This is a genomic window from Streptomyces gamaensis (assembly GCF_042656465.1).
Taxonomy (GTDB): Bacteria; Actinomycetota; Actinomycetes; order Streptomycetales; family Streptomycetaceae; genus Streptomyces; species Streptomyces gamaensis.
Genome location: NZ_JBHSPB010000012.1, coordinates 52,922 through 64,593, shown reverse-complemented (window position 1 = coordinate 64,593; position 11,672 = coordinate 52,922). Strand labels below are relative to the sequence as shown.

10 protein-coding genes are annotated in these 11,672 nt (G+C 75.7%); 3 read left to right on the top strand and 7 right to left on the bottom strand.

Annotated elements, in window-relative coordinates; all coding sequences use genetic code 11:
• Positions 1-28: 28 nt before the first annotated feature.
• Both ACFP1Z_RS20160 and ACFP1Z_RS20155 read left to right on the top strand, forming a co-directional pair.
• The gene (locus ACFP1Z_RS20160; protein ID WP_390317988.1) at positions 29-1,147 is read left to right on the top strand and encodes a methyltransferase; all 1,119 of its coding nucleotides are present in this window, start codon (positions 29-31) and stop codon (positions 1,145-1,147) included.
• A 66-nt stretch (positions 1,148-1,213) separates the two neighbouring features.
• Positions 1,214-2,314, top strand: coding sequence for an amidohydrolase family protein (locus ACFP1Z_RS20155; protein WP_390317986.1), 1,101 nt, complete (start codon positions 1,214-1,216; stop codon positions 2,312-2,314).
• 67 nt (positions 2,315-2,381) lie between these two features.
• Here the strand turns inward: ACFP1Z_RS20155 and cobC are convergent, their stop codons facing one another.
• Both cobC and ACFP1Z_RS20145 read right to left on the bottom strand, forming a co-directional pair.
• Complete coding sequence (cobC, locus tag ACFP1Z_RS20150) at positions 2,382-3,434, bottom strand: Rv2231c family pyridoxal phosphate-dependent protein CobC (protein WP_390317985.1); 1,053 nt, start codon at positions 3,432-3,434, stop codon at positions 2,382-2,384.
• A 47-nt stretch (positions 3,435-3,481) separates the two neighbouring features.
• Positions 3,482-3,919 carry a cobalamin biosynthesis protein gene (locus ACFP1Z_RS20145; RefSeq protein WP_390317983.1) on the bottom strand — a complete coding sequence of 146 codons (438 nt, stop codon included), beginning with the start codon at positions 3,917-3,919 and terminating at the stop codon, positions 3,482-3,484.
• A 122-nt stretch (positions 3,920-4,041) separates the two neighbouring features.
• Here ACFP1Z_RS20145 and ACFP1Z_RS20140 point away from each other — a divergent pair, with 122 nt between their 5' ends.
• Positions 4,042-4,728 carry a ZIP family metal transporter gene (locus ACFP1Z_RS20140; protein ID WP_390318288.1) on the top strand — a complete coding sequence of 229 codons (687 nt, stop codon included), beginning with the start codon at positions 4,042-4,044 and terminating at the stop codon, positions 4,726-4,728.
• Between the two features lie 47 nt (positions 4,729-4,775).
• Here ACFP1Z_RS20140 and ACFP1Z_RS20135 read toward each other — a convergent pair whose 3' ends face one another.
• The 5 genes from ACFP1Z_RS20135 to ACFP1Z_RS20115 form a co-directional block, all read right to left on the bottom strand.
• A complete protein-coding gene (locus tag ACFP1Z_RS20135; RefSeq protein ID WP_390317981.1) occupies positions 4,776-6,155 on the bottom strand; it encodes a cobyrinate a,c-diamide synthase in 1,380 nt (459 codons plus the stop codon).
• Positions 6,156-6,163: 8 nt separating this feature from the next.
• Positions 6,164-6,763 (bottom strand): cob(I)yrinic acid a,c-diamide adenosyltransferase, encoded by a 600-nt coding sequence (gene cobO / locus ACFP1Z_RS20130; RefSeq protein ID WP_390317979.1) that lies wholly within the window; start codon positions 6,761-6,763, stop codon positions 6,164-6,166.
• Entirely contained in the window at positions 6,763-8,892 is a 2,130-nt protein-coding gene (locus tag ACFP1Z_RS20125) for a putative cobaltochelatase (RefSeq protein ID WP_390317978.1), read from the bottom strand. The genes cobO and ACFP1Z_RS20125 overlap by 1 nt, the downstream gene beginning before the upstream one ends.
• Positions 8,893-8,998: 106 nt before the next feature.
• Positions 8,999-10,519: a cobyric acid synthase gene (locus ACFP1Z_RS20120; protein WP_390317976.1), complete on the bottom strand. Its 1,521-nt coding sequence runs from the start codon at positions 10,517-10,519 to the stop codon at positions 8,999-9,001.
• Positions 10,516-11,571: a cobalamin biosynthesis protein gene (locus tag ACFP1Z_RS20115; RefSeq protein WP_390317974.1), complete on the bottom strand. Its 1,056-nt coding sequence runs from the start codon at positions 11,569-11,571 to the stop codon at positions 10,516-10,518. The genes ACFP1Z_RS20120 and ACFP1Z_RS20115 overlap by 4 nt, the downstream gene beginning before the upstream one ends.
• Positions 11,572-11,672 lie beyond the last annotated feature (101 nt).

Genomic DNA, 11,672 nt, shown 5'->3' with positions numbered 1-11,672 from the left:
CAGTTGCGCCCCGGCCGAGGTGAACCACATGAGCACAGCACCCACCGAGCAGGAAAACCCCGCGCGGGAGGACTCCACGCAGGAGAACCCCGCGCAGGAACACTCCGCCGAACTCGACCGGATCCTCGGGATCGCGCTCGGCTTCCAGGCGTCGAAAGTGCTCCTCACCGCGGTCCGGCTGCGCCTGTTCACCGAGCTCGCGGAGGGCCCGCTGCCCTGCGAGGAACTGCGGCTGCGCCTCGGGCTGCACCCGCGCTCCGCGCGCGACTTCTTCGACGCGCTCGTCGCCCTCGGCATGCTGGAACGCGACGACCGCGACACCCCCGACGACCGCAGATACGCCAACACCCCCGCCACCGCCCGCTTCCTCGACCGCGGACAGCCCTCCTACCTGGGCGGCTTCCTGGAGATGGCCGACACCCGGCTCTACGGCTTCTGGGGCACCCTCGCCGACGGGCTGCGCACCGGGGAGCCGCAGAACGAGATCAAGAGCGGCGGCGGCCTGTTCGAGACCCTCTACCGGGACCCCGTGCAGATCGCCGAGTTCATGCAGGCCATGACGGGGCTGTCCGCGCGTGCCGCGCTCGCCATGGCCGACGCGCCCGGCGGGGTCGACTGGAGCGCGCACGGCGTCGTCGCCGACATCGGCTGCGCCGAGGGCGGAGTGCTCAGCCTGCTGCTGCGGCACCACGCGCACTTGAGAGGCATCGGCTTCGACCTGGAGGCCGTACGGCCGCACTTCGAGCGCCGCGCCCAGCGCCTCGGCGTCGCCGAACGGGCCGTCTTCGTCCCCGGCGACTTCTTCACCGACCCGCTCCCGCACGCCGACGTGATCGTCTTCGGCCACATCCTGCACGACTGGGACCTGCCCACGAAACGGACGCTGCTGGAGAAGGCGTACGAGGCGCTGCCGGACGGCGGCACCGTCGTCGTCCACGAGACCCTCATCGACGACGGCCGCCGCCACAACGCGGCCGGGCTCCTGATGAGTCTGAACATGCTCATCGAGACGCCCGGCGGCTTCGACTACACCGGCGCCGACTGCCGGGGCTGGCTCACCGACGCGGGCTTCCGCGACGCGCGCGTCGTCCACCTCGCGGGAGCGGAGTCCATGGTCGTGGCCCGCAAACGGCCGTCCGGCAATTGACCCCCTTCATGTGACCGCGCCGCCCCTGATGCCGGGCCCGGCCGGCGGGCTCGTACAGTGCGGACCATGAGCGACAGTGGTGTGCTGCACATCAAGGGGCGGGTGCTCGTCGGCGCGGACCCGGTGGAGGGGGTGCGCGACGAGCTGTGGGCCGTCGGCGGAAGGATCACCTTCGAGCGGCCGGCGGGCGCGCGCGACGTCACCACGATCGAGGGGTGGGTACTGCCGGGGCTGGTGGACGCGCACTGCCACGTCGGCCTCGACGCGCACGGCGCGGTCGACGAATCCACCAGCGAGAAACAGGCGTTGGCCGAACGCGACGCCGGAGCGCTGCTGCTGCGCGACGCCGGCTCCCCGGCGGACACCCGCTGGGTCGACGACCGCGAGGACCTGCCGCGCATCATCCGCGCCGGGCGCCACATCGCCCGTACCCGCCGCTACATCCGCAACTACGCGCACGAGATCGAACCCGGCGACCTCGTCGCCTACGTGGCCCGCGAGGCGCGGCGCGGCGACGGCTGGGTCAAGCTCGTCGGCGACTGGATAGACCGTACGCAGGGCGACCTCGCCGCGTGCTGGCCGCGCGGCGAGGTCGAGGCCGCGATCGCCGAGGCGCACCGGCTGGGCGCCCGCGTCACCGCCCACTGCTTCGCGGAGGAGTCCCTCGCCCCGCTCGTGGAAGCCGGCATCGACTGCGTCGAGCACGCCACCGGGCTGACGGAGGAGACCATTCCGCTGTTCGCCGAGCGGGGCGTGGCGATCGTGCCGACGCTCGTGAACACCGCGACGTTCCCGCAGCTCGCGGACAGCGGCGAGAAGAAGTTCCCGCGCTGGGCGGAGCACATGCGCCGGCTGCACGCCCGCCGCTACGAGACGGTACGCGCCGCCCACGACGCCGGCATCCCCGTCTACGTCGGTACGGACGCGGGCGGTTCGCTCGCGCACGGGCTGGTGGGCCGGGAGGTCGGTGAACTGGTCAGGGCCGGGCTGCCGCCCCGGGCCGCGCTCGCCGCCGCCTCCTGGGACGCCCGCGCCTGGCTCGGCCGCCCCGGCCTGGAGGAGGGCGCCCCGGCGGACCTGGTCGTCTACGGGGCCGACCCCCGGCAGGACGTCCGGGTCCTGGGGACGCCGAAACGGGTGGTGCTGCGGGGGAGGGTGATCCGCTGAGGGGGAGCACCAACCGGCGGGCACGGGGCCCGCGCGCCCGGAGCGCCGTCCCCGCCGGCCCCCGCCCTCACCCCTCCGTCAGTGCCTTCCCCAGCGCGGCCGCGAAGCGGTCCGTCGTCGCGCGGTCCCTGACCGCGAGTCGCAGATGGTCCGGGCCCAGGCCCGGGAACGTGTCGCCGCGGCGTACCGCGAAGCCCAGGGCACGCAGCCGGGTGCGGACGGCGGCGGCGTCGGGGAGGCGGATCAGCACGAACGGGCCGGCCGCCGGCCCGTACACCGTCACCTGCGCGAACTCGCCCAGTGCCGCCACCAGATGCGCCCGGTCCGCCGCGATCCGGTGCGCGGCGTGCGCGGCCTCCGCGAGCGCCGCCGGGGCGCTGCACGCCTCCGCCGCCGCGAGCGCCGGGGAGGACACCGGCCACAGCGGCTGCGCCCGCTCCAGCGCGGCGACGGTGCCGGGCGAGGCCAGGGCGTAGCCGATGCGCAGCCCGGCCAGCCCCCACGTCTTGGTCAGGCTGCGCAGGACGACCAGCCCCGGCAGGTCCGTGCGCGCGGCCAGCGACTCGCGTTCGCCCGGCACCGCGTCCATGAAAGCCTCGTCGACCACCAGCGTCCGCCCGGGCCGGGCGAGCCGGGCGAGCGTCCGGGCCGGGTGCAGGACGGACGTCGGGTTGGTGGGGTTGCCGACGACCACCAGATCGGCGTCGCCCGGCACCGCGCGCGGATCCAGCCGGAAGCCGTCCGCCGCGTCGAGCAGCACCCGCTCCACCGCGTGCCCCGCGTCCCGCAGCGCCGCCTCCGGCTCGGTGAACTGCGGGTGCACCACGACCGGCCGCCGCACCGGCAGCGCGCGGGCCAGCAGCACGAACGCCTCCGCCGCGCCCGCCGTCAGCAGGACCCGCTCCTCCGGCAGCCCGTGCCGCGCGGCCACGGCCCGGCGCGCGGCCCGCCCGTCGGGGTAGGCGGCGAGCCCGTCCAGCGACGCCGCGACGCGCTCGCGCAGCCATTGCGGGGGCGTGCCCGAACGCACGTTGACGGCGAGGTCGGTCAAGTCCGCGCCCGCGCCGCGTACTTCGGCGTCGCCGTGGTGTCTGAGATCGGGTTCGAGGGGTCGGTGCATGAGCTGCTTTCTGTGCCGGATCCGGAGAGAACCATGGTGCAGGTGTGTCAAACGGGGCCGCACCCGGGGGTGTTCGCCGGGCCGCCGGGCCCGCGGGCGACCGCGCACGTCACCCGCGCCGCCTTCCGCTTGCCGACCAGCAGCGCCGCCCCCGGCCCCGCCGACAGCAGCGCGGCCGCCTCGGCGACCCCCGGCGCTCCCACGGCGGCGAGCGCCGCCTCGGACGGCGCGGGCACCGCCACGCGCGCCAGCTCCCGCGCCGGGTACGCCCGCAGGGGGACGCCCAGCCGGGCCGCCGCCTCCGCGAGGCCCGGCTCGCCCGCCTTCGCCCCGGCCGTCGCGAGGGCGGCGACCACGCCCGTACGGCCGCCGCCGAGCGCCCGTACCGCCTCCGCCACCACCGGCCCGACCAGCGCCAGCACCTCCTCGGCCGTGACCCCCTTGCGCGCGCCCACCCCCACGGACAGCGGCACGGCGGCGCTCACCTCGGGCCCCCGGGCGCGCGGTGGAGGTGCGCGGCCCGCCGCCCGCCCGTAAGCAGGAGAAGGGAAGGAGCCTGGCAGGAGGTGGCGGCGTGCCGGTCGTGATCGCCGTGGGCGCGTTCGTGATGACGCTGCTCGGCGGGTGGACCGCCCAGCGCGTCGTCGACCGCCGGCACCTCGTCCTCGGCCTCGCGGGCGGGCTGATGCTCGGCGTCGTCGGCCTCGACCTGCTGCCGGAGGCGCTGCACGCCGCCGGACGCGAGACCTTCGGCGTGCCCGTCGCGCTGCTCTGCTTCGTCCTCGGCTTCCTCACCGCCCACCTCGTCGAGCGGCTGCTCGCCGTGCGCAGGGCGCACCGCGGCGCCCGCAGCCGCGCCCCGCAGGTGGGGCTGACGGCCGCCGCCGCGCTCGTCGGGCACAGCGCCATGGACGGTGTCGCCATCGGCGCGGCCTTCCAGGTCGGCGGCGGAGTCGCGGCCGCCGTCGCCATCGCCGTGATCGCCCACGACTTCGCGGACGGCTTCAACACGTACACGATCACCGACCTGTACGGCAGCCGGCGGCACCACGCGCAGCTGATGCTCGCGCTGGACGCCCTGGCCCCCGTCGCCGGGGCCGCCTCGACGCTGCTGTTCACCCTTCCGGAGCAGTTCCTCGGCACGTACCTCGGTTTCTTCGCCGGGGTGCTGCTGTACCTGGCGACCTCCGACATCCTGCCCGAGGCCCACCACGAGCACCCCGCGCGCTCCACGCTGGCCTGCACGGTCGCGGGCGTGCTCTTCATCTGGCTGGTGGTGGGCCTCGCCCATTGAACGGGCCGTTCCCGAACGGGACGTTCCGCGCGCCACCGGACGTACGGTCATCCGCCTGCCGCGTACCGCGCCGCGTGCGCCACGAGACGGCCCGCCGTGCCCGGCGCCCCCGCCCAGTGCACGTGCAGGTACGACGCGTGGACGCCGCCGTGCGTGAAGCCCTCCACCCGGCGCTCCGGATGCGTCATCCCCCACGCCGGACAGGCACCCGCGCCCGGCTCGATCACCGTGCGGTGGAACTCGTGCCCGCGCACCCGGCTCCCCGCCGCCGCGAGGGGGTTGTCGGCGAGTGCCACCGCCTCGCGGTAGCCCAGCGTCAGCCGCCCCGACATGCGCGCCTCGGCCGGCAGCACCCCGCACATCGGCCTGCCGTCCAGCGAACGGGCCAGGTACAGCAGCCCCGCGCACTCCGCCGCGACCGGCGCGCCGCCCGCCGCCAGCGCCGAAACCGCCGCGCGCAGCGGCTCGTTGGCGCTCAGCTCCGGCGCGTACACCTCCGGAAACCCCCCGCCGACGACGAGCCCGGCCGTGCCGTCCGGCAGCTTCTCGTCACGCAGCGGATCGAAGGGGACGACCTCCGCGCCGGCCGCCGTCAGCAGCTCCGTGTGCTCGGCGTACGCGAACGTGAACGCCGCGCCGCCCGCGACCGCGATCACCGGCCGGCCGCCCCCGGCGGGCGCGCCGACGCCCGCCTCCGCCGCCGGGTCCCAGGCCGGGCCGGCCAGCGGCGGCGCGCTGCGGGCCAGCGCCAGCAGCGCGTCGAGATCGCAGCCCGCGCGCACCTGCGCCGCCTGCGCGGCGACCGCGTCCGTGGCCTCGGCGGCCCGCTCGGCCACCGGCACCAGCCCCAGGTGCCGGCTCGGCGTGTGCACGTCCTCAGCGCGGCGCAGCGCGCCCAGCACCTCCACCCCGGACTCCGCCAACGCCTCGCGCAGCAGGGCCTCGTGGCGGTCCGAGCCCACCTTGTTCAGGATGACGCCCGCGACCCGCACCCGCGGGTCCCAGGAGGCGAAGCCGTGCACGAGCGCCGCCACCGAACGCGACTGCGCGGAGGCGTCCACGACCAGCACCACCGGCGCCTTCAGCAGCTTCGCGACGTGCGCCGTCGACGCCAGCTCCCCCTGCCCGCTCGCCCCGTCGTACAGGCCCATCACGCCCTCGACGACCGCGAGGTCGCAGCCCTCCGCGCCGCGCAGGAACAGCGGCGCGATCCGCTCCGGCCCGCACAGGAACGCGTCCAGATTGCGGCCCGGCCGCGCGCCCGCCACGGCGAGCGTGTGATAGCCCGGATCGATGTAGTCGGGCCCCACCTTGTGCGGCGAGACCTTCAGCCCGGCGTCGGTGAAGGCCCGCATCAGACCGGTGGCCACGGTCGTCTTGCCGCTGCCGGACGACGGCGCGGCGATCACCAGCCGGGGGACACGCACGGCGGAACTCACCACTCGATGCCCCGCTGGCCCTTCTGGCCCGCGTCCATCGGGTGCTTGACCTTGGCCATGTCGGTGACCAGATCCGCGAACTCCACGAGCATCTCCGGGGCGTTGCGGCCGGTGATCACCACGTGCTGGGTGCCGGGCCGCTCCCGCAGCACCGAGATCACCTCGTCGGTGTCGATCCACCCCCAGTGCAGCGGATAGGCGAACTCGTCGAGCACGTACAGCCGGTAGGTCTCCGCCGCCAGGTCCCGCTTGACCTGCTCCCAGCCCTCACGGGCCTTCTCCTCATTGCTGACATCGGCATCCCGCTGGATCCACGACCAGCCTTCACCCATCTTGTGCCAGTCGACCCGGCCGCCCTCGCCGCTGTCGCCGAGCACCTTCAGCGCCCGCTCCTCGCCGACCCGCCACTTCGCGGACTTCACGAACTGGAACACCCCGATCGGCCAGCCCTGGTTCCACGCCCGCAGCGCGAGCCCGAACGCGGCCGTCGACTTGCCCTTGCCGGTGCCGGTGTGGACGAACACCAGCGGCCGGTTGCGGCGCTGGCGCGTGGTGAGCCCGTCGTCGGGAACGACGGTCGGCTGCCCCTTGGGCATTACGCGGCCCTCCTGTGGTTGTCGGCGCGTACGGTCCGCACCAGCGCGGACACGGTGTCCGCGCGAACGTCGTCGATCGTCACGACCGGGCCGCCCAGCTCCCGGCCCAACTCGCCCGCCAGCCCCAGCCGTACCGGATCGGACTCGCAGTCCACCACCACGCAGGCCACGCCGTCGGCCGCCAGCGCCCGCGCGGCGCGGGAGGCCCGCGCGAGCGGCTCCGGCCCGCCCGTCGCCCGCCCGTCGGTCACCACGACCAGCAGCGGCCGCCGCGACGGATCGCGCAGCTTCTCCACCCGCAGCACCTCACGGGCCCGAGCGAGGCCCGCCGCGAGCGGGGTACGGCCGCCCGTGGGCAGCGTCTCCAGCCGTGCCGCGCCCGCCTCCACCGACGACGTCGGCGGCAGCGCCAGCCGCGCCCCGGAGCCCCGGAAGGTGACCAGGCCGACCTTGTCCCGCCGCTGGTAGGCGTCCAGCAGCAGCGACAGCACCGCGCCCTTGACCGCGCTCATCCGCTTGCGGGCCGCCATCGAACCGGAGGCGTCCACGACGAACAGCACCAGATTGCCCTCACGGCCCTCGCGGACCGCCTCCCGCAGGTCGTCACGGCGCACGACCAGGCCGGGCCCGCTGCGCCCGCGCGCCCGCTGGTGCGGGGCGGCGGCCCGCACGGTCGCCGCCAGGTGCAGCCGCGACAGGGTGCCGCGGGGCCGCTGCGCGCCGGTGGTGCGGCCGTGCGCGGTACGGGCGCGGGAGCGCCGCCCGTCGGCGCCCTCGCCCAGGCCGGGCACGGTGAACTTCCGGGCGCGGAAGGGGGCTTCGGCGGGCACGGCGGGGGCCTCGGCCGGCGCTTCGCCCTGTGCTTGTCCCTGCGCTTCGCTCCGGGCGTGCGGGGCGGCTTCCTCGGCGTGCGGGGCCGTCCCGTCGGGGGAGGGCTCGTCGCGCTGCTGGGAGGGGAGGTCGGGGACGCCCTGGCCGGCCGGCTCCTGCGGGGGACGGCCGCCGCCGTCGGGGCCGCCGTCGCCGTCCGGTCCGCCGTCCGGACCCTGGGGGTCCTGCGGGTCCTCGGGGCCTTCCGGTCCGTCAGGTCCGTCCGGCCCTTCCGGCTCGGGGTCCTCGTCCTCGAACTGCGCGAGGATCTCGTCCAGTTTGTCCTCGTCGAGACCCGGCGCGTCGAAGGGGGAGCGCCGGCGGCGGTGGGGGAGCGCCAGCAGCGCGGCCTGCCGGACGTCCTCGGTGGCCACGTCCGTACGGCCCCCCCAGGCGGCCAGCGCCGTGGCCGTACGCGCCGTGACGATGTCGGCGCGCATACCGTCCACCTCGAACCCGGCGCACACCGCCGCGATGCGGCGCAGAGCGCCGTCACCGAGCCGTACGTCCGGCAGCAGGGCGCGCGCCGCCACGATGCGCTCGCGCAACTCCTCTTCCTCCGCCGCCCACTTGGCGGCGAACGCCACCGGGTCCTCGTCGTACGCGAGCCGGCGGCGGACGACCTCGACGCGCTCGTCGGGCTCGCGGGAAGCGGCGACCTCGACGGTCAGCCCGAAGCGGTCCAGCAACTGAGGGCGCAGCTCGCCCTCTTCGGGGTTCATCGTGCCGACGAGCAGGAAACGGGAGGCGTGGCGGACGGAGACACCCTCGCGTTCCACGTGCGAGGTGCCCATCGCTGCCGCGTCGAGCAGCAGGTCCACGAGATGGTCGTGGAGGAGGTTGACCTCGTCGACGTACAGCACGCCCCGGTGCGCGTCGGCCAGCAGGCCCGGCTCGAAGGCCTTCACACCTTCCGACAGGGCCCGCTCGATGTCGAGGGCGCCGACGAGCCGGTCCTCGGAGGCGCCGACGGGGAGTTCGACCAAGCGGGTCGCGCGGGTGGTGCCCGAGCCGTCCTGGTGCGGGCCGTCGGGGCACTGCGGGTCGGGCGAGGCGGGATCACAGGCGAAGCGGCAGCCCGCGACCACCGGCACGTCCGGGAGGACGGTGGCCAGGGCGCGCACGATGGTGCTCTTCGCGGTGCCTTTCTCGCCGCGGATGAGGAGGCCTCCCACGGAGGGACTCACCGCGTTGAGGAGCAACGCGAGCCGCAGACGGTCCATGCCGACGATCGCGGCGAAGGGGTACGGGGTGCTCATGCGGTGATTGCTCCTTCGGCAGACGCCGGTGCGGTGGTCGGTGTGGTGCTGCGGGCGCCGTACGGGCCGGGGCGGCGCGGCTGTGTTCCCGGCTCCGCGCGAGCGGTCACGGCGCCCCCGGCGGGATGAACCGCATCCCGCCGGGCACCCCGTCCTCGATCAGCCGCAGCAGCGCCTCCGTGTCCGCGTGCTGCTCGATCAAGTCGCCCAGCCGGTCGAGCTGTTCCTCGCGCAGCGCGGCGAAGCTCGTGTCCGGGGCGGGAACGAACGCCCGGCCCGCCGCCCGCGCCACCTCGCGCAGGAACGCCCGCCGGAAGCCGTCGCTCTCCAGCGAACCGTGCCAGTGCGTGCCCCACACCTGGCCGACCCGGCAGCCGTCCAGGAAGCCCTCACCGCCGAGGACTTCGGCGACCCCGTGGTGGATCTCGTAGCCCTCGACGGGCTCGCCCAGCGCCTTGCCGGACGGCCGCGTCAGCGTCTTCTCCCGCGCGAACCGCACCCGGACCGGCAGCAGCCCCAGCCCGTCGACGACTCCCGCCCTCGACTCGACCTCGTCCTCGATGCGCTCGCCCAGCAACTGGAAACCACCGCAGATGCCCAGCACGGGCCGGCCCTCCGCCGCGCGGCGCGCGAGCGCGTCCGCGAGCCCGCGCTCGCGCAGCCACGCCAGCGCGCGCACGGTGCCGCGCGTGCCCGGCACCACCACGAGATCGGCGTCGGCCAGCTCCTCGGGGCGGTCCACGAACCGTACGACCACGCCCGGTTCGGCGGCCAGCGCGTCCACGTCCGTGAAGTTCGACATCAGCGGCACCGCGCACACCGCGACCCGCAGCACGTCCGTGCCGTACGGCGGCGCCACTACCGACTCGCGCACCACCCCGCGCAGGGACACCCTCAGGCCGTCCTCCTCGTCGATGCCCAGACCGTGCGTGAACGGCAGCACCCCGAACGTCCGGCGCCCCGTCAGACCGCGCAGCATGTCCAGGCCCGGCTCCAGCAGGCTCACATCGCCGCGGAACTTGTTGACCAGATAGCCCGCTATCAGCTCCTGGTCCTCGCGCGAGAGCAGCGCCGTCGTCCCGAAGAACGACGCGAACACGCCGCCCCGGTCGATGTCGCCGACCACGACCACCGGCAGCCGCGCGGCCCGCGCGAGCCCCATGTTGACGATGTCCGTACGCCGCAGATTGATCTCGGCCGGGCTGCCGGCGCCCTCGCAGACCACCGCGTCGTGCGTACGCCGCAGCTCCTCCAGACAGCCCGTGACCGTCTCCAGCAGCCGCTCCTGGCGCCCGGAATGGTAGCCGCGCGCGCTCAACTCGCCCACCGGCTTGCCCATCAGCACGACCTGGCTGCTGCTGTCGCTGCCCGGCTTGAGCAGCACCGGGTTCATCAGCGCGCTCGGCTCCACGCGCGCGGCGGCCGCCTGCATGGCCTGCGCCCGCCCTATCTCGGCGCCCTCGCGCGTCACATACGAGTTCAGCGACATGTTCTGCGCCTTGAACGGGGCGACCTTGACGCCCTTGCGGGTCAGCCAGCGGCAGATCCCGGCCGTCACCACGCTCTTGCCCGCGTCCGAGGTCGTCCCGGCGACGAGCAGACCCCCGCCCCGTACCGCTGTTGTCACCGGTTCCTCCCCCTCGCCCCGTTCACGATGCTTTGTGCGACGCCTGTCGGGACGCCTTTCGAGATGCTGCCCGCCGCACGCCGGATCCCGCCCGCGCGCAGCGCCTGCCCGGTGGTGCGCGCGCCGGCCGCGACCCCGAGCGCCAGCAACGCGACCCGGCGCGAGAGCCGCACCGCGCGCTCGATGTCCGCGACCTCCACCGGACGCAGCTCCGCGCCCAGGACCGGCCGGTGCTCCACACGGCCGCCGTAGGCGAGGGTGCCGCCCAGCCGCACCCCGAGCGCGCCCGCGAACGCGGCTTCCACCGGGCCCGCGTTGGGGCTCGGGTGCCGGGCCGCGTCCCGCCGGGCCACCCGCCACGCGGTCCGCGGATCCGGGCCGGCCAGCACGGCCAGTACCGCCGTGAGCCGGGCGCCGGGCCAGCCCACGGCGTCGTCCAGCCGCGCCGAGGCCCAGCCGAACCGCCGGTAGCGCGGCGACTTGTGCCCCACCATCGCGTCCAGGGTGTTGACCGCGCGGAAGCCCGCGAGCCCCGGCACGCCCACGAGCGCCCCCCACACGAGGGCGCCGACCACGGCGTCGGAGGTGTTCTCGGCGACCGACTCCACGACGGCCCGCGCGATCTGCTGCCCGTCCAGCGCCTGCGGGTCGCGCCCGCACAGGTGCGGCAGCCGCTCGCGCGCCGCGTCGAGGTCCCCGGCCTCCAGCGCCTTCGCGACCGACCGCGCCTCCCGGCCCAGCGAGGTCCCGCCCAGCACGGCCCAGGTGGCGACGGCGGTCAGGGCGACCTCGGCGGGCACACGCGCGGGGGCGGGCAGCCGGGTACGGACGGTACGGGCCAGCAGGGCGGCCCCGAGGGCCGTACCGCCCGCGCAGACCAGGGTGTGCAGCGCCCCGCGCCCGCGGTGGTCGCGCCACAGGCGCCGCTCGACGGCCTGCGCGGCCCGCCCGAACGCGGCCACCGGATGGCCGCGGCGCGGATCGCCGAAGGCGAGATCGCCGAGGTGGCCGAGCGCGGCACCGCACGCGAAGGCGAGGTGTTCGGCGCGCATCGGATCAGACCGTGCCCGGGCCCGAGTGCTCCGTCCGGCAGGGCAGTGGTCGAAGGCGGCCGCGCATGCGATGTGTCCTCACTCAGGGTCCGCGCCCTGGC

Bases quoted from the DNA above. Each gene is read 5' to 3' on its own strand.
- ACFP1Z_RS20160 (WP_390317988.1), top strand. From the start codon at position 29: ATGAGCACAGCACCCACCGAGCAGGAAAACCCCGCGCGGGAGGACTCC.
- ACFP1Z_RS20155 (WP_390317986.1), top strand. From the start codon at position 1,214: ATGAGCGACAGTGGTGTGCTGCACATCAAGGGGCGGGTGCTCGTCGGC.
- cobC (WP_390317985.1), bottom strand. From the start codon at position 3,434: ATGCACCGACCCCTCGAACCCGATCTCAGACACCACGGCGACGCCGAA.
- ACFP1Z_RS20140 (WP_390318288.1), top strand. From the start codon at position 4,042: ATGACGCTGCTCGGCGGGTGGACCGCCCAGCGCGTCGTCGACCGCCGG.
- cobO (WP_390317979.1), bottom strand. From the start codon at position 6,763: ATGCCCAAGGGGCAGCCGACCGTCGTTCCCGACGACGGGCTCACCACG.
- ACFP1Z_RS20125 (WP_390317978.1), bottom strand. From the start codon at position 8,892: ATGAGCACCCCGTACCCCTTCGCCGCGATCGTCGGCATGGACCGTCTG.
- ACFP1Z_RS20115 (WP_390317974.1), bottom strand. From the start codon at position 11,571: ATGCGCGCCGAACACCTCGCCTTCGCGTGCGGTGCCGCGCTCGGCCAC.